We start from the raw sequence: 17469 nt of genomic DNA, 5'->3' as shown, positions 1-17469 counted from the left end.
ATGGCTGTCTGGAACGGTCGTTTTAAAAAAGATCTGGACAAAGAAGCGCTAAAATTTTCTTCTTCAATTGAGCTCGATCGACGGATGTTTAACGAAGATATTGATGGTAGCATTGCTCACGTCAAAATGTTAGCCAGGCAGAAAATTATTACTCTTGTAGAATCGAAAAAGATTGTAAAGGCGCTTGAAGAAATTCGTAGTGAAATTGCAAATGGCAAATATCTAATCGATTGGACTAAAGAGGATATTCATTCTGCAATTGAAGAGAGACTGATACAGAAAATTGGCGAAGCTGGAAAGCGGCTTCATACAGGCCGAAGCAGAAATGACCAGGTAGCACTCGACGAACGACTGTTCCTGAAGAAAGAAATCAATATATTAATTAAACTGATTACGGGTTTACAAAAATCGTTATTGAAAAAAGCTGAAAAATATAAGACCACAGTTATTCCGGGTTATACGCATTTGCAAAGAGCGCAACCTATCCTCTTCGCACACCATCTGACAGCGTATATTGAAATGCTCGAAAGAGACAAAGAAAGATTAAAAGATTGTCTGAAACGGAGCGACAAATCGCCTCTGGGTGCTGCTGCATTCGCCGGCACGTCGCTCCCGATCGACAGAAGTTACACTGCTAAACTGCTCGGCTTCGGAGGTATTGTTGAAAATAGCATCGATGCCGTCAGCAGCAGGGACTTTATTATCGAATTAATTTCGGCAATGTCAATTATAATGGTGAATTTAAGTCGTCTGTCTGAAGAATTTATCCTGTGGAGTAGTTCCGAATTTGCGTTTGCTCAAATTGACGATGCGTATGCAACGGGCAGTAGTTTGATGCCACAGAAGAAAAATCCTGACTTTGCCGAATTGATAAGAGGTAAGTCGGGCAGAGTTTTTGGCGCTTTGACCGGAATTTTAACTTTAATGAAAGGCCTCCCGCTTGCTTACAATAGAGATATGCAGGAAGACAAGTATCATCTAATTTCGGCACTCGATACAACGAAAGATTCTTTAAAAATTGCAGCCGGCATGATCGACCATACAGAATTTAAAACCGACAGATTTGAGGAAGAGCTGACCGGCGATTTATCGCTTGCAACAGACTTGCTCGATTATCTTGTACGGAAGAATGTACCTTTCAGAAAAGCTCATCATCTGGTTGGGAAAATTGTCGCCCGTTGTGTAGAAAAAGGGATCAAATTGAATCAACTCGAATTGAGTGAATATAAAAAATTTTCTCCCGCATTCGAAAAAGATTTATACTCACTCCTCACTCCATTGAGCAGCATAAAGAAAAAAACATCCGAAGGAAGCACTTCCCCTGAAGAAGTCAACAAAGCTTTACGTAAGTGGAAGAAAAAACTCGCTTCTGCATAATTTTTTCAAGCCAGGATTATTACCTCGAAAATTTTTCGAACTCCATTATTTTACTTATTTTTTGAACAACAGAACAAACTAACTGTTTATTCCGTCAAAATAAGTACAAAAAATTAAAAGGAGTTTGGTAATGCGATTTAAAATTATTCTCTTCGGTCTATTCCTCCTTTCGGCGTTTATAAATGTAAATGCATCAGGAGGAGGAAAAGGTTTTGACATCAGTAACTTGAACAAATCTGTATCGCCACGAGAAAACTTTTATGAGTTCGCAGTCGGTAACTGGGTTAAAAACAATCCAATACCTCCCGATCAGAGCAGGTGGGGAACCTTCAACGTTCTAATCGAGAGGAATAATGAATTGCTCCGTTCTATTGTGGAAGAAGTAGCTTCAAATCCGAATTGGGAAAAGGGGACAGCAAAGCAAAAGATTGCTGATTTTTATGTAACGGCAATGGACTCGGCTCGGATCGAAAAATATGGTTACAAACCAATTCTTCCTCTTTTCGAACAAATTGATAAAATCAGAAACAAAGCCGAACTTATTGAAGCAGTAGCACAATTCCATAAAACTGGAATTTCTCCATTCTTTTATTTTTACGTTGCCAGCGATGCTAAAAGAAGTGATCTAATGGCAGCTCATATTTATCAAGGCGGGGTTGGTCTTCCGGACGTGGAATATTATACCAAAGACGACGAGAGATCGAAAGAAATAAGAGAAAAGTATCTCCAGCACGTTGCAAAGATGTTTGCATTAGCAGGCGAAGAGAAGAATGCTAATGATTTTGCCGAAAAAATTATGAAAATTGAAACGGCTCTCGCAAAAGTTTCCAACACACGTCTGGAAAACAGGGACCCGATAAAAACATATAATAAATTGACAATCAATGCTCTTAAAAAATTGACTCCCTCGTTTGACTGGGACCGTTACTTTGAAGGACTTGGAGTCGAAAATCTGAATGTTATAATAATTAGGCAACCTGAATTTATTAAAGGGATGGCGGCTTTGATTGACGATGTAACTCTCGACGATTGGAAAATTTATTTGAAGTGGAATGTAATTAATGAGACCGCCGAAGCACTTAGCACTCCTTTTGTTATGGAAAAATTCGAATTCGAAGGAAAGTTTTTGAGAGGTCAACAGGAAATCCAGCCGCGCTGGAAAAGGGTAATTAACGTAATGAACGGAACGCTCGGCCAATTGCTCGGCCAGGTTTATGTTGAAAAAGCTTTTCCGCCTGAATCGAAAGCCAAAGCTAAAGCTATTGTCGACAATATACTCGTCTCGATGAAGGAAAGCATTCAAAATCTTGACTGGATGAGCGATGAAACAAAAGCTCGAGCTTTGAAAAAACTAAGCACTTTCGGTGTGAAAATTGGATATCCCGATAAATGGAAAGACTATTCGGAACTCGAAATAAAACGCGATTCTTATCTCAAAAATTTGATGAGAGCATCGGAATGGGAAATTAAAGACAACCTGAAAAAAATCGGTCAACCGACAGATAAATCAGAATGGTCGATGAATCCTCAAACTGTCAATGCAATGTATTCTCCCACACGAAACGATATTACATTTCCTGCGGGCATACTGCAACCTCCTTTCTTTAATCCCGATGCTGATGATGCGATCAATTACGGCGCAATGGGAGCGGTTATCGGTCATGAAATTACCCACGGCTTCGATGACCAGGGGAGGAAATACGACGAGAACGGAAATCTGAATGATTGGTGGACAAAAGAAGACAACGAAAAATTCCAGCAGAGAGCACAAAAATTGGTCGACCTTTATAACAGCTTTGTAGTTATCGATACATTTAAAGTTGACGGTGCTTTGACTCTCGGCGAAAATATTGCTGACCTTGGCGGACTGACGATTTCCTTCAATGCGTTTAAGAAAACCGAACAATACAAAAAGGGAGAAAGCATCGATGGCTTCACGCCAGCTCAAAGATTTTTCCTTGGATGGGCTCAGGTGTGGGCTACAAATATTAGACCCGAGGCTCTTAAACTTCAGATCAAAACCGATGTCCATTCACCGGCAGTTCAACGCGTCAACGGGCCTTTGATGACTATGCCCGAATTCTTTGAAGCATACAATGTACAACCGGGAGATCCGATGAGAATACCGGATGATAAAATCGTTAAAATATGGTAAACTGATTTTTAATTTTTTTCGAGGGTAGAATGAATTCTTTAGAAGTACATAATCTTACCAAAAGATTCGATAAAATTGTAGCTGTCGACGGCGCCTCTTTCGAGGTGCCCGACGGCTCGATATTTGGATTAATTGGCAGAAATGGAGCGGGTAAAACTACAACCATCAGAATGATGATGGGCATCTATCTGCCAGACGAAGGCGAAGTAATTCTTAAAGGCGTTAAAGTAGGCAGGGAATTTAAAAGCAAGGTGGGTTATCTGCCGGAAGAAAGAGGACTTTATAAAAAAATGAGAGTTCTCGAAACACTCCACTATTTCGCTGAACTTAAAGGCAAAACCGGCAAAGAGGTACATAAACAAGCGATCGAATACTTGAAGAAATTCGAGCTCTATGACCGACGAATGTCGAAAATAGAAGACCTCTCCAAAGGAAACCAGCAGAAGATCCAGTTTATCACTACTATTCTCCACGACCCGGAGTTTATTATTCTTGATGAACCGTTTTCCGGACTCGACCCGATTAATACAAATATCCTGAAAGAAATTATTCTTGAAATGAAAAGGAGAGGCAAGGTAATAATACTTTCGACTCACCTGATTGATTATGCCGAAAAGATGTGTGACCACGTGGCAATTATCGATAAAGGAAAAATAGTTTTGAAGGGCTCCCTCGAAGAACTAAAATCTAAGTATGCTAACAGGAATGTAAGTCTCGTCTATAACGGAGATATTTCATTCCTGAAAAAACATAATGAGATAGTAGAAAAAATAGAAGACTTTGGTAATTCGACTGGAATAAGAGTACACAAAGAATCACAAATACAGGACTTGTTGAAACTACTGATTGATAATGGAGTTGAGATAAAAAAATTCAATGCCAACGATATCTCGCTTCACGAAATATTTGTTGAAACCGTTGGCAACGAAGTCGATTCCGAAACTCAATTTTCGTTATCGGATAAGGAGGGCAAAAATGTTTAATTACAGAGTACTTGCAATCATTAAAAGAGAATTGAGAGAGCGCCTTTTTTCTAAAGCTTTTATTACTACGACATTATTGATACCAGGACTTATAATCGTAATTTTTGGTGTACAGGCATTGCTTTACAGCACTGAGAGTAAAAATCTCAATTTTGAATTGATTACCGAGAATGAAGAACTGACATCTGCTTTTAAGTATGAATTTTCGAATGCAGATTTTGTCAAAGAAAAACACTATGTCTTCCTTTACAAATCGATGAAAAGGGAAGAATTCAAAAAACATTTAGAGGAAATAAGAAACAAAATTGTTGACGAATCATTGACGGGCGTGATATTTGTTCCTTCATCGGCACTTAAAGATAAGAAAATAGAATATTATTCTAAGTCGCCACAAAACATTGCACTCTCGAGAGAATTGAACGGACCAATAAATAAAGTGCTGGTTGATGCTTATTTTATGAATAAGACGCTAAACCCAGAAGAACTCGAGTTTGCGCGACGTGGGGTCGATTTTGCCGGTTTCAAAGTCTCTGAAGAAGAGCAAATTAAAGAAGAAGGATACGGCAATATAATTCTTGCCTACGCCTTTACGTTTCTGCTCTATATGAGTTTGCTTATCATCGGTCAGATTACGCTTCAATCGGTAATTGAAGAGAAGAGTAATAGGATTGTCGAAATTGTTCTTTCATCGGTAGAGCCGAAAGAATTGATGACAGGCAAGATACTCGGAGCGTCGATTACCGGATTGGTTCAAATGGGAATCTGGCTCTTTACGATTATGGGTGTCGTTTCATCTTCCTGGTTAACACTCCCCGATAATCTGGTTCTTGAAATCGATACTAACGTGGTGCTCTATGTCCTTGTTAATTTCTTCATTGGATTGGTACTGTTTATTGGATTGTTCGCAACTGTAGGCGCAATATTCGACAACCCACAGGATGCTTCATCCGGTACTATGCCGATAATGATGCTTATCATAATTCCATTTTTCATAGCTTTTTCGATTATGGAAAATCCGAATAAGCCTTACGCTGAGATTGCCTCTTTGTTCCCATTTTCATCAGTAATCGTAATGCCTGCAAGAATGACTTTAATTGACGTGCCAACCTGGCAGTTGATAGCCGCAATTCTAATAAATATTCTTACCATAATTGCCATATTCCCTGTAGCCGGAAAAATTTATCGTGTGGGAATTTTAATTACAGGCAAGAAACCAAAATGGTCGGAAGTATTCCGCTGGCTTAAACAGTAATTTATTGTGGCAAACGCGTATCTAACTTCGATGCGTGTTTGCCGTTTTTTAATTTGACCCTGTCGGTGCGATTTATTAACTTGTTCTCCGTAATAAACAGTCATTTCTTTGATTCTGTCCGTAGAAAATTTTAACAAGTCAATTTCGATTTCGGAGAAAAAAATGAGCGATGTAGACATTTATTCCGAATTGGTGAATACGTTAAATAAAGATTTTTCGCTCGATGAAACTAATCTTCCTGCAAAGAACGATATTGAATTCATTCGCGTTTATCTCGTAGAGAAAATAAAAGAATTAATGGCACGGGACTACGGAAGATTCATAAATAATTTGTACAGAATTGACGTCGACGAAGCGAAGGTTAATGAAATTTTGTATGATAGAAATAAAACTGCCATCCCTGCAAGGCTTGCCGATTTGATAATTGAACGCCAGCTACTCAGAATTAAAACACGCATGATGTACCGCAACGGCAAACTTTAAACTTTATAACTTTTTTCACAATTCCCATCTGACTATTTTAGTCCTCAAAAAATAAATTTTTGGAGTACCATGATTAAGTCACTTTTTATGAAGTACCCGATAATAGATTATACCGTAATTATAATCGGTTCGGCTATTATGGCTGTAGGTATCGGAGTATTTCTTGTAGATGCACAGGTCGTACCAGGCGGAGTAAGTGGATTGGCGATGGCATTTCATTATTTGTCAGGCAATAAAATTCCAGTTGGTATGCTGATCTGGATTTTTAATGTGCCTTTGTTTATATGGGGAATTAAGGAACTCGGCGGTAAGTTCGGTATGCGTACTTTCGTCGGTTTTACATTCAATTCAATTTTTATCGATCTTTTCAGGGGCGACATACCAGGACTTTCTTTTATTCGCCTGCAAAATACCAAGCCAATTCAGGATTTGTACAAAAACGATTTTCTTTTCTTGATACTTATTGGTGCTGTTTTGCTTGGAATTGGACTCGGTCTGGTTTTCAAATTTAAAGGTACAACCGCTGGTTCCGATATCGTAGCTTCGATTTTGCATAAACGGTTTGGAATTAAACCAGGCCAGGCAATAATGATAATCGACTTTTTTGTTATTGCATTTGCAGGAATGATAATTGAACTAAAAAATCTCTCGCCCAATCGTCCTGCGCTAACTCTAACATTTTATGCAATTTTTCTTTTGTTCGTTTCTTCCCGATTAATTGATGCAATTATTGACGGCTTCGACTACGCCAGAGCAGCTTACGTTATATCGGACAAATACAATGAAATTATCGATACGATATTGACTGAAATGGGAAGAGGGTGCACTGCTGTCAAAACCAGAGGTGTTTATCGAAATGTGGAACGTGAAATGATTTTGACTGTTGTGCCACTGCGCGAAGTATCAAAACTGGTTGACCTTGTCAAGAGCATCGATCCCTCTGCATTTGTAATCGTTTATAACGTGCACGAGGTGCTCGGCGAAGGATTTAGAAGAAGGATCTAATAAATGAGCGACTTACTCGACAAAAGAGAGATCGAAACGCTTGCTTCTTCTTTTCGCATTAGCAAAATATTACTAACTGCTGTCGAACTCGATCTATTCTCTGAGCTCGACGGCAAATTGTTAACCAGTAAAGAAATTGCCCAGGATTTGAACACCGACGAATCTGCGACCTCCATTTTACTTAATGCACTTTGTGCAATCGGTCTTTTAAAGAAATCTAAAAATAAATATTACTGTACGGAAACAGCTTCTAAATATTTGTCGCAAAAAAGTACCGACTATATGCCAAATCTCCATCATACAGCAAATCAATGGCGCAAGTGGAGCAGGCTTACGGAAATAATCAAGCACGGTAGAAGTGTGGCATCTTTTGAGAGAAACGAAATTGAAAGAGAACAATTTATCGCAGCTATGCATTACAGAGCCAGATTGCAAGCGGAGATCATTGCATACATGATCGATATAGGCAAAGTAAAAAAAATGCTTGACGTTGGCGGCGGCTCAGGTGCATTTTCATACGCATTCATGAAACGTAATCCAGAATTAAAATCAGTAATTCTCGATTTATCTGAAGTAATACCGCTTACAAAATGGTATGCTTCCGAAGAGCAGATGTCCGATAGAACCGAATTCATAGAAGGTGATTATTTATCTGTTGATTTCGGCCAAAATTACGATATGATTTTCATTTCTTCGATAATTCATATGAATAGTTATGATCAAAACAATAAATTGATAAAAAAATCAGCAGATGTTCTCTCTCCAGATGGCTTTATTGTAATAAGAGATTGGGTGATGAATGATAATTTAACGGAGCCTCCAGAAGCGGCTTTATTTTCGGTGAATATGCTCGTCTCTACAAAAGAAGGACGCACTTACTCGGAAAGCGAAATTAAAGAATGGTTAGTCAATGCCGGCATTCGGCGAACGGAAAAAAAAGAAACAGGATTCGGGCCGGCACTTTATATCGGTTTTAAATAGGAGTCGTTTATGAAGCGACTATTCATTTTAATAATGGCTTTAATGTTAATGAGCGCATGCAGTACAAAAAAATCTCCGGAAGATTTTCTCGATGCCAATTTTGTTCTTGTTACTGTCCCTCAACAAAACTTCGACTTAAGCAAGCGCCAGAAAGATTATCTGCTACTTTTCAAGCACAGATTTCCCAGCGATGAAATTAGAGAGTATTTTAAAATAAATCAGATGCAATTTAACGAAGAAATCAATTTCCTCTTTTCAAATAACCTCATAAAAAAAGACGACGATAATTTTCAGCCAGCATTCCCCGTAATTTCCAGCGACGACTATAATGATATTTTAAATAGACTCGATTCGTTAATTAAAGATGTAAGGATAATTATTCTCGATCGCCTCGATAATATTGAGAACGAATACAAGAAAAACAAAATGAGCAAACCTTTTAATGACATTGCGTACTTTGTGATTCGTGACTATTCCATTATGAAAAATATTTCCGATTATATTATTAAAGTCGAACCACCACTCAGAGGCGGAGATAGGTTCTATGCAGCATTATTTGAAAAAGAAATTCTGAACAATGGCAGATTAAGAAGTAAAATTATTTTTGAGAAAGATGAATTAAAGACGATTGAAAATATTTCAAAGATTACTCAAAAAGATTTGGTCGAATACTTTGATAGACAAATTCCAAGGCTGGTAAAATATTATCTTGAAAGTAGCTTTAAGGATCAGTGCAGCTTTAGAGAATGGCTTTATTGGACAGTCTATATTGTGGCCGACAGGGTTACAGACTTGTTAAATAAAGACGGATATATTAATTTACCTCAGCAAGTAGAGCTGGTGATGAAATAGAGTGAATATGAAAAAAATATTGGTCATATTGCTCTTGCTTCTGCCTTTTGCTGAACATTACACTCAGGAAAAGAGAGATGTTCGGGATAAAGTTGGTTTTTGCTGGGATGCAAGCGAGATGGAACGTTTTGTTAGTTGGTTGAATAAAAATTCGAGCGACAATATTAATTTCAAAGGACGTTTGATTGCCGCAATATCTGTTCACGACGATTATCTCTATGCTGGTAAAGTTTATCATCCTCTTTTCAAATTGATCGATGCAAAAGAAGTAATTATTCTGGGAGTTACACATTCGACAGTCAGAAAAGAATTGGGGACTTTCAGAAACAAATTAATCCTCGAGAATCATGATGCGTGGACTGGAATTTACAACGACGTAAAAATTTCACCCCTGAGAGAAATTATCAAGAAAAAATTAGACCGAAACTATTATGTAATTAATAACAGGGCTCATCAAATAGAACATTCGATCGAAGCTGTTATCCCGTTTCTTCAATTTTATAATAAAGAAATAAAGATAACTCCAGTAATGGTTACGGCTATGAATCGGGACACAATGGAAATAATATCGAAAGAGCTTTCGGAGATTATTTCTCAATATATTATTGAACGTCAACTAACGCTTGGAAAAGATATTTTTATATTGATATCGAACGATGCAAATCATTACGGCGTTGATTTTAACAATTATCCTTACGGTATTGATGAAGCTGCTCATAAAAGCGCAATCGATAATGACCTCAGAATAATAAATAATTATCTCGTGGGTGTTATTGGTAAAGAAAAAATTATAGGTCTTTATGGAGAATTAATCGATGGTGTAAATCGAGGTACACAACCTCTCTGGTGTGGAAGATATCCGCTTTTATTCGGTCTTATGACTGTTAAAAATGTAGTTGATCAATTAAATCTCGGTAGCATTCACGGTGCGTTAATAAAATATTCCGATACCTACACAGAAAAACTTCTTCCTTTTGAAGGAAGTTCAATGGGTACAACGGCGCCTTATTCTCTCGATCACTGGGTGGGATTCTTTACGCTGGGATTTTATATTGACAGAGAAAGCAGGTGATATCTTAATTGTCTTTGATGTTTTTTTTCAATTTTTCAATTTCATCCCTAAGAAAAGCTGCACGTTCGAATTCGAGGTCTTTTGCTGCGGCGTACATTTCTTCGGTCATCTGTTCAATCAATTCTTTTTTCTGTTCGTCTGTCATATACTTAATGACCGGTTCTACTACTTTGAGCACTGAAGTTTCTGCAGGTTCGCTCTCTTTTCTACGAACATCCGCAATCGAGGTCGAACTGAGGATTTCCTCGACGCTTTTATAGACGGTTTGGGGTGTAATGCCGTGTTTATCGTTATATTCTTGCTGAAGTTTTCTTCGGCGGTAAGTTTCATCGATTGTTTTACGCATTGATTCTGTTATAACGTCTGCGTACATGATTACCTTGCCGTTTATGTTTCTTGCGGTTCTGCCGGCAGTTTGCATAAGCGAGCGTTCGCTTCTCAAGAAACCTTCTTTATCGGCATCGAGAATTGCGACGAGTGAAACTTCCGGCAAATCCAGACCTTCGCGTAATAAATTAACCCCCACAAGTACATCGAAGTCCCCCATACGCAGGTCGCGTATAATTTCGACTCTTTCAAGAGCGTCGATATCGCTGTGGATATAACGCACTTTGATGTTGAGTTTATCGAGATAATCGGTAAGATCTTCGGCCATTTTTTTCGTTAAAGTAGTTACTAGAGTTCGTTCTTTATTTTTGACGCGTTTGCGAATTTCTCCGATTAAATCGTCAATCTGACCGGCGACGGGACGTACTTCAATTTCAGGGTCGAGTAGTCCTGTAGGCCGAATAATTTGTTCCACATAGGCGCCGCCGCTTTTTTCGAGTTCATAATCACCCGGTGTTGCGCTTACGTAAATTACCTGGTTGACAAGATTTTCGAATTCCTCGAATTTAAGAGGTCTATTGTCGAGTGCTGAAGGTAATCGGAAACCGTATTCAACGAGAGTTTCTTTGCGGGAGCGATCGCCGTTGTACATTCCTCTTATTTGAGGAATTGTAACGTGCGATTCATCAATTATCAGAAGATAATCTTTCGGAAAATAGTCGAAAAGGCAATAGGGTCGCGAGCCAGGTGGTCTGCCGTCAATATGGCGCGAATAATTTTCAATTCCGGAACAGTAACCAATTTCGCGCATCATTTCGATATCAAAACGGGTGCGCTGTTCGAGCCGCTGTGCTTCGACGTATTTTTCCTGTGACCAGAAATACTGCAGGCGTTCTTTAAGTTCCTCTTCGATCGATTTGATTGCGCGGTTGATCTGTTCTTTAGTTGTTACAAAATATTTCGCCGGATAGATCGGTGCAGAATCTACCTCTCTAATTGTGTCGCCAGTAATTGAATCGATCACCGAGATTCGCTCGATTTCGTCGCCCCAGAATTCTACCCTTATGGCCTCTTCGTATTGATAAGCTGGAATAATTTCAATGACGTCTCCGCGCGCCCTGAAAGTGCCTCTCGAAAATTCGATATCGTTGCGGGTGTAATAAATGTCGATTAAATCCCTCATAAGTTTCTTGCGGTTTATTTCCTGACCTTTTCTGAGAAATAAAATCTGACGGGCATATTCATCAGGTGCACCGATACCGTAAATGCTCGAAACGCTCGCAACGATAATTACATCGCGTCGGCCTTCAATTAATGCCGTAGTTGCCTTAAGCCGCAGTCGATCAATTTCTTCATTTACCGAAAAATCTTTTTCTATATATAAATCCCTTTTGACCACATAGGCTTCCGGTTGATAGTAATCGTAGTAACTTATGAAAAACTCGACGGCGTTCTTGGGAAAAAACGATTTAAATTCAGAATAGAGTTGGGCAGCGAGAGTTTTGTTGTGCGAAATAATAAGTGTAGGTCGATTAGCCTCCTTAATCACATTGGAAATCGTATAAGTTTTTCCACTGCCTGTAACTCCAAGCAGAACCTGATGCTTCAGTCCCTTATTGAGCCCTTCGACCAATTCCTTAATTGCCTTCGGCTGATCGCCCGAAGGCTGGTAACTGGAAACTAATTCAAATTTCATACTTAGTTGCGTGTCCTGACTTCTGCAGCATGAAAATAACCGTCGTGTAAATGTCCTCTCAAAGTAACATTATTTGTTACATCCATTCCCGGTGGCAGTTTAATAGGACCCAAAACTTTCATTTGAATTCCAGCTCTATCTTCAACGTAAAAAACAGTTCCACCCGAAGCCTGATCGATAAAAAATCCTTTATCGTGAATCACTTTTACAATTATATCCCTGTTTACGTTGCTGTTTTTATCGAAATCAGAAAAGAGTCCCAGATCATCCTTTGGATTGAAATATGTAATATAAATAACCAAAACTACAGCCACGATCATTACAGGTAAAATAATTTTATTTATTTTCATAAAACACTTTCGTTTCGTTTAATTGAGTAATAAATATATAAAATCTCTCAAGACATGAGCAAATTAGTAAGGAACCTGTTTTATTTGTTAAATTTAATATCCCAAAATTAAAGAGGTTATTTATGAAATCGAGAATTATAATGATTTGTTTGTTTTCTTTTGGTATAATTTATTCTCAGACCCCCGATTCGCTGGAAGGGAAGTGGATTCCGGGACTTGTAATGGGACTTGGAATCAACCAGGTGGCATTCAATAACTGGGTAAAAGGGGGCGAAAATTCGATTGCATGGACGCTATATGGCGATTTTAAATTAAGTCGCGGCACAGAAAAATGGAACTTTAAACATCAATTAAAAGCGGCGTATGGAAGGGCAAAAATAGGCGAAGCTACTTACAAAACGACCGAAAACGACCTTTTTATGGAAGATGTTCTTTCGTATAAGGCAGGTTGGGCTATCGATCCATTTTTTTCGAATTCCGTCAGAACACAGGTTACGAAAGGTTATGATTACAAATTATCTAACGCTCCGAATGTTTCGGATTTTTTTGATCCAGGATATATTACACAAACATTCGGCTTTGCTTACAATAAATACGCAAATATTACCACCAGAGTTGGTCTCGCATTTCAGGAGGTAATATCGAATCGGTTTACTCAATATACAGACAATCCCGAAACAAGCGAAATTGAAACATTCAAATTCGAAACCGGATTCGAGTCGGTGACAGATATGAATTTTAATCTCGACGATAATATCGTTCTTGCGAGTAAATTGAGATTTTTCTCCCGATTCGAAAGCCTCGATGTCTGGGACGTTCGATGGGATAATGTAATTACTGCAAAAGTTAATAACTGGTTGAGTGTCAACTTTACTTACCTTCTGCTCTATGAAAAAGCGCAATCATTAAAAACACAAACGAAAGAGGCATTGCAAATAGGAATTACTTATTCTATTTTGTAATTATGGGAATGTTATTAAATCAAATAATTTTTCTTGCCTCGTCATTTATTGCAGCGGCTGGATTAATTTATGTAATCTATGCTCGAGCTGATGAATCGATAAATTCAAAGATCTTCTTGCTGACGCTTTTTCTTGTAATTGCATATTTGATATCTCATACAATTCATTTTGTCTTCATGCCCACCTACGATGTTACATTGCTCGACCGATCGTGCCATTCTTTGCTTCTTCTGATTATGGTATCAATTACTTTTTTTACTATTTATTATCCCCGTAAAATTTTCAAGACGAAGCTGGCGGAATTTTTGGTCATAGTTCCATTGGTATTACTGCTGGTTATGTTGTGGAAAGGATGGTTGATAAGGGAATCATACGCACACGACCATGGTTTCTATCCATATTTCACCAATCTCTATCCACTCTATTTAATCTGGTATTTGATCTTAATCCTTCTGAATTATTTCTGGATAATTTCAAAATACAGATCGACGGAAAACAAACTTCACAAAAAACAATTAATCCTTTACTTGTTTGGACTCGTTATTACCAATACAGCCACATACATTTTTGGTTTACTTTTGCCATGGATACTCGGTTTTTATTATCTCGTTGAAATAAGTCCTCTTGCTTTTATGGTTGGATTTATTTTTTTTACTTCAATTGCTGTGGGTAAATATAATATGTTCCCCGTTGCAAAGGAGAAGGTCTCGTCTTTCAGTCTTAATAGAAAAATATTTTTCGTTGCTCTGGTCATAGTTCCGATAATAATTTTGCTTATTCAAATTCCCATAGGCAGAGTATTGTTCGGTATAAATCCTGGCAAGGAACAAATAAGATTTTTCTTTTATAGCGTGCTGGTGGGAATTACGGTAAGCATTACACTTTCATTTGTGTTTTCCAGGATAATAGCGCAACCGATTTCTCTTTTGATTGAGAAAGTAAATGAAATAGAACGTGGTAATTTTAATGTTAAGACGAACATTCGCTCAAATGACGAAATAGGCGAGTTGTCCCGCGCATTCGACAGTATGGCTGAGACATTGAGTAATAGCAACAGTGAGTTAAAAAGAAAGGAAGAAAGAATTTCAATTTTGTTGAATGCCTTCGAGAAATCGCTTGCCGCTATAGCCATAGTCGATGAAGATTTGAATATTATCGAAGCAAACGAGCGATTTTACGAAATCTGCGGATTCAAACGTGATACTGAACTGAACGGAAAATCAATATTAGAAATACAGTTCAGCGGGTCGAAAAAAATACTGAATGAAATTGTTAACAGCGTTAAACAGAAAAAAATTTATTTAAGTGAAATACAGATTATAGTTCAGGATGGTAGTCAGAAGGATTTATTGATTTCTGTTTCAGAAATTGGCGAAACCAGGCGAGGTTATCTTTTCGTGGAAATCGATATAAGCGACAGGAAAAAACTCGAAGCAGAAATAATCAGGGCTGAAAAATTTGCTTCGCTCGGGAAAATGGCAGCCATTCTGGCTCACGAAATTAAAACTCCCCTCACCTCCATTAAAATGAATGCCGACATTCTTCGCAAATCATTGATTCTATCGGATGACGAAAAAGAATCATTTGTAATAATCGACAAAGAGATTACGAGACTTACAAACCTGGTCAAGGAAGTGCTTCAGTTTTCGAAAGAACTGACAATTTCAAAAAGCGAAACTGATATTCATTCTTTATGCGAGGACGTAATTCAACAAATACTTCCTAAATTATCTGATAAAAAAACCTTGATTCTTAATCACACTGCAAATACCTGGCTCAACGTCGATCCGGATAAATTCAAACAGGTTCTTATTAATCTTGCTCAAAATGCACTCGAAGCGATGGATGAAAATGGTAGACTTGAATTTTATTCCACGATAGAAAATGATTTCTTCTGTCTCTATGTCAAAGACAATGGCAAAGGAATTAAAGAGGGGGATAAAATATACGATCCATTTTACACAACCAAAGCTTCGGGCACGGGTCTCGGCCTTTCGATTTCAAAAAAAATAATTGAGCTTCATGGCGGTGATTTGATATTGAAAAAATCGGAGCCAGGAGAAACCATTTTCGAAATTAAAATTCCGTATCAAAAATGAGATCTAAATTGTTAATCATTGACGACGACGATTCGATTCGTCAAACATTAACCAATTACTTCAAAAAACTTGGTTACAACGTGGTGGCGGCTCGTGATGGGAATGAAGGGTACGAGATGCTTCAAAAAATGCTGCCGGATCTTGTTATCTCGGATATCAGAATGCCTGGCCTATCGGGTCTTGAATTTTTACGGAAAGCAAAAGAAACTGACGAGCATATAAAAGTAATTTTAATAACTGCGCACGACGATTATCGAACCACAATCGAAGCCATGCAAAAAGGAGCTTACGACTATTTTGAAAAACCGCTCGACATAGAAAAACTTAAAATTGCAGTGGAACGAGCTCTCGAGTCGAAGCAACTGAGTGAGAGAATCGACTCGATTATTGAAAAAGAAGCCGAAGAATTTCAACCCGAAAAAAGACTAATCGGTAAATCCCATGCCATGAAAGAAATTTATAAGATTATTGGACAGGTCTCCACAAGCAGAGTAACAATTCTTATTCAGGGCGAAAGTGGCACGGGAAAAGAACTGATTGCAAAATCAATTCATTACAGCGGAATTACTCAGAATCAGCCCTTTGTTGCAGTTAATTGTACGGCTATCACCGAATCGCTCCTTGAAAGCGAATTGTTTGGACACGAAAAAGGTGCCTTTACAGGAGCCGACAGACTAAAAAAAGGTAAATTCGAATTAGCCGGCGAGGGAACGATTTTTCTCGATGAAATTTCCGAAATGTCTCCCCATCTTCAAGTGAAATTGTTAAGAGTGCTGCAAGAAAAAGAATTCGAACGTGTCGGGGGCGAATATTTAATACCGATGAAAGCTCGTATTATTGCAGCTACAAACAGGAATCTGGAACAACTTGTAAATGAAGGCAAATTCCGTGAGGATCTTTTTTTTCGCTTGAAAGTCGTTTCGATCGATGTTCCCCCTCTCAGAGAACGAAAAGAAGATATTCCACTGCTGGTTAACTATTTCCTCCATAAATTAAACTCCGAACTGCATAAGAATGTAAATAAAATTTCATCGGAAGCAATTGAATCGTTAATTGAATACGATTGGCCCGGTAACATACGCGAACTTGAGAATACTCTCATGCAGGCTATTGTTCTTTCGAACGATGAAATATTGCACAAAGAAAATCTTTTGATAAAAGCTGGTCTTTACAACGACTCTAATAAATTAATATCACTCAAAGAAGTAGAAAAAAAACATATCAAATTTGTTCTCGAACATACCAAATGGAACAAGCCAGAAGCAGCGAAGATTCTGGGAATATCGTTGCCTACTTTATATTCAAAAATTGAAAATTACGGTTTAGCTGAAGATGGCGAATAAAATCCAAAAAACTAATGCTCTAAGACTGCTCGATAAGTTGAATGTCAAGTACGAAACCGCTGTTTATGAATTCAACGAAGATGAAATCGACGCACTTTCTGTGGCTAAAAAAATCAATGCTGAAGCGGAGCGGGTCTTCAAAACACTTGTTGCAAAAGGCGGCGGTGAAATTTTTGTTTTTGTTATTCCCGGAAATTGCGAGATCGACCTGAAAAAAGCAGCTAATGCTGCCAATGTAAAAAAAATCGATCTGGTTAAAGTTAAAGAATTGCTACCTCTCACAGGATATATCAGGGGTGGATGTTCACCAATTGGGATGAAAAAAATCTACCCAACATTTATCGACGAAACTGCCCAACTCTGGGATAAAATATACGTAAGTGCGGGTGTACGAGGTATGCAATTGTTAATTTCGCCCGATGATCTGAAAAATGTAACTAATGCCTCGTGGGCTGACCTGTTAAAATAACCTTATCGATTTATTTTTATTTTATGCCGTTTTTTCTTAGATTTGAAATCAAAAAAAAGGAGA

General features: G+C 38.1%; 15 protein-coding genes. 13 read left to right on the top strand and 2 right to left on the bottom strand.

The genetic code is table 11. The annotated features are described in order from the left end of the window. The 9 genes from argH (at position 1) to amrB (ending at position 10160) form a co-directional block, all read left to right on the top strand. On the top strand, positions 1–1377 hold the full coding sequence (gene argH, locus ACSSV9_RS02640) for an argininosuccinate lyase (RefSeq protein ID WP_437345665.1): 1377 nt from the start codon (positions 1–3) through the stop codon (positions 1375–1377). Between the two features lie 130 nt (positions 1378–1507). Then, the gene (locus tag ACSSV9_RS02635) at positions 1508–3532 is read left to right on the top strand and encodes a M13 family metallopeptidase (RefSeq protein WP_437345664.1); all 2025 of its coding nucleotides are present in this window, start codon (positions 1508–1510) and stop codon (positions 3530–3532) included. Positions 3533–3561: 29 nt separating this feature from the next. Then, entirely contained in the window at positions 3562–4515 is a 954-nt protein-coding gene (locus ACSSV9_RS02630; RefSeq protein ID WP_437345663.1) for an ABC transporter ATP-binding protein, read from the top strand. Continuing rightward, entirely contained in the window at positions 4508–5767 is a 1260-nt protein-coding gene (locus ACSSV9_RS02625; protein WP_437345662.1) for an ABC transporter permease, read from the top strand. The genes ACSSV9_RS02630 and ACSSV9_RS02625 overlap by 8 nt, the downstream gene beginning before the upstream one ends. 162 nt (positions 5768–5929) lie before the next feature. Beyond that, positions 5930–6250: a hypothetical protein gene (locus ACSSV9_RS02620; protein WP_437345661.1), complete on the top strand. Its 321-nt coding sequence runs from the start codon at positions 5930–5932 to the stop codon at positions 6248–6250. Positions 6251–6319: 69 nt separating this feature from the next. Beyond that, positions 6320–7255 (top strand): YitT family protein, encoded by a 936-nt coding sequence (locus ACSSV9_RS02615; protein WP_437345660.1) that lies wholly within the window; start codon positions 6320–6322, stop codon positions 7253–7255. Between the two features lie 3 nt (positions 7256–7258). Further along, the gene (locus ACSSV9_RS02610) at positions 7259–8236 is read left to right on the top strand and encodes a methyltransferase (protein ID WP_437345659.1); all 978 of its coding nucleotides are present in this window, start codon (positions 7259–7261) and stop codon (positions 8234–8236) included. Positions 8237–8245: 9 nt separating this feature from the next. Next, entirely contained in the window at positions 8246–9088 is an 843-nt protein-coding gene (locus ACSSV9_RS02605) for a putative periplasmic lipoprotein (protein WP_437345658.1), read from the top strand. A 7-nt stretch (positions 9089–9095) separates the two neighbouring features. Further along, positions 9096–10160: an AmmeMemoRadiSam system protein B gene (amrB, locus tag ACSSV9_RS02600; RefSeq protein ID WP_437345657.1), complete on the top strand. Its 1065-nt coding sequence runs from the start codon at positions 9096–9098 to the stop codon at positions 10158–10160. 4 nt (positions 10161–10164) lie between these two features. On the opposite strand, the gene uvrB is transcribed toward amrB, so the two are convergent. Both uvrB and ACSSV9_RS02590 read right to left on the bottom strand, forming a co-directional pair. Further along, positions 10165–12183, bottom strand: coding sequence for an excinuclease ABC subunit UvrB (gene uvrB, locus ACSSV9_RS02595; RefSeq protein WP_437345656.1), 2019 nt, complete (start codon positions 12181–12183; stop codon positions 10165–10167). 2 nt (positions 12184–12185) lie between these two features. Beyond that, the gene (locus ACSSV9_RS02590) at positions 12186–12533 is read right to left on the bottom strand and encodes a hypothetical protein (RefSeq protein ID WP_437345655.1); all 348 of its coding nucleotides are present in this window, start codon (positions 12531–12533) and stop codon (positions 12186–12188) included. Positions 12534–12655: 122 nt separating this feature from the next. Here ACSSV9_RS02590 and ACSSV9_RS02585 point away from each other — a divergent pair, with 122 nt between their 5' ends. Genes ACSSV9_RS02585 through ybaK form a run of 4 tightly spaced genes read left to right on the top strand, consistent with a single transcriptional unit; the run spans position 12656 to position 17406 of the window. After that, positions 12656–13495, top strand: a complete 840-nt coding sequence (locus ACSSV9_RS02585) for a DUF3078 domain-containing protein (RefSeq protein WP_437345654.1) — start codon at positions 12656–12658, stop codon at positions 13493–13495. An 8-nt stretch (positions 13496–13503) separates the two neighbouring features. After that, positions 13504–15594 carry a sensor histidine kinase gene (locus ACSSV9_RS02580; protein ID WP_437345653.1) on the top strand — a complete coding sequence of 697 codons (2091 nt, stop codon included), beginning with the start codon at positions 13504–13506 and terminating at the stop codon, positions 15592–15594. Then, positions 15591–16937 carry a sigma-54-dependent transcriptional regulator gene (locus ACSSV9_RS02575; protein WP_437345652.1) on the top strand — a complete coding sequence of 449 codons (1347 nt, stop codon included), beginning with the start codon at positions 15591–15593 and terminating at the stop codon, positions 16935–16937. Before ACSSV9_RS02580 ends, ACSSV9_RS02575 begins: the two co-directional genes overlap by 4 nt. Continuing rightward, entirely contained in the window at positions 16927–17406 is a 480-nt protein-coding gene (gene ybaK / locus ACSSV9_RS02570) for a Cys-tRNA(Pro) deacylase (RefSeq protein ID WP_437345651.1), read from the top strand. Before ACSSV9_RS02575 ends, ybaK begins: the two co-directional genes overlap by 11 nt. Positions 17407–17469: the final 63 nt, after the last annotated feature.

Origin of the sequence: Melioribacter sulfuriphilus (genome assembly GCF_051488685.1) — a bacterium.
Classification (GTDB): Bacteria; Bacteroidota; Ignavibacteria; order Ignavibacteriales; family Melioribacteraceae; genus Melioribacter.
Note: the sequence above shows the minus strand (reverse complement) of the source record. Positions and strands in the feature narration are given on the sequence as shown.

What these genes read in the sequence shown, in the direction of transcription:
- ACSSV9_RS02615 (WP_437345660.1), top strand. Translation starts at nt 6,320, where the DNA reads ATGATTAAGTCACTTTTTATGAAGTACCCGATAATAGATTATACCGTA.
- ACSSV9_RS02610 (WP_437345659.1), top strand. Translation starts at nt 7,259, where the DNA reads ATGAGCGACTTACTCGACAAAAGAGAGATCGAAACGCTTGCTTCTTCT.
- ACSSV9_RS02630 (WP_437345663.1), top strand. Translation starts at nt 3,562, where the DNA reads ATGAATTCTTTAGAAGTACATAATCTTACCAAAAGATTCGATAAAATT.
- ACSSV9_RS02580 (WP_437345653.1), top strand. Translation starts at nt 13,504, where the DNA reads ATGTTATTAAATCAAATAATTTTTCTTGCCTCGTCATTTATTGCAGCG.
- ACSSV9_RS02620 (WP_437345661.1), top strand. Translation starts at nt 5,930, where the DNA reads ATGAGCGATGTAGACATTTATTCCGAATTGGTGAATACGTTAAATAAA.
- argH (WP_437345665.1), top strand. Translation starts at nt 1, where the DNA reads ATGGCTGTCTGGAACGGTCGTTTTAAAAAAGATCTGGACAAAGAAGCG.
- ACSSV9_RS02575 (WP_437345652.1), top strand. Translation starts at nt 15,591, where the DNA reads ATGAGATCTAAATTGTTAATCATTGACGACGACGATTCGATTCGTCAA.
- amrB (WP_437345657.1), top strand. Translation starts at nt 9,096, where the DNA reads ATGAAAAAAATATTGGTCATATTGCTCTTGCTTCTGCCTTTTGCTGAA.
- uvrB (WP_437345656.1), bottom strand. Translation starts at nt 12,183, where the DNA reads ATGAAATTTGAATTAGTTTCCAGTTACCAGCCTTCGGGCGATCAGCCG.
- ACSSV9_RS02585 (WP_437345654.1), top strand. Translation starts at nt 12,656, where the DNA reads ATGAAATCGAGAATTATAATGATTTGTTTGTTTTCTTTTGGTATAATT.
- ACSSV9_RS02635 (WP_437345664.1), top strand. Translation starts at nt 1,508, where the DNA reads ATGCGATTTAAAATTATTCTCTTCGGTCTATTCCTCCTTTCGGCGTTT.
- ACSSV9_RS02605 (WP_437345658.1), top strand. Translation starts at nt 8,246, where the DNA reads ATGAAGCGACTATTCATTTTAATAATGGCTTTAATGTTAATGAGCGCA.
- ACSSV9_RS02625 (WP_437345662.1), top strand. Translation starts at nt 4,508, where the DNA reads ATGTTTAATTACAGAGTACTTGCAATCATTAAAAGAGAATTGAGAGAG.
- ACSSV9_RS02590 (WP_437345655.1), bottom strand. Translation starts at nt 12,533, where the DNA reads ATGAAAATAAATAAAATTATTTTACCTGTAATGATCGTGGCTGTAGTT.
- ybaK (WP_437345651.1), top strand. Translation starts at nt 16,927, where the DNA reads ATGGCGAATAAAATCCAAAAAACTAATGCTCTAAGACTGCTCGATAAG.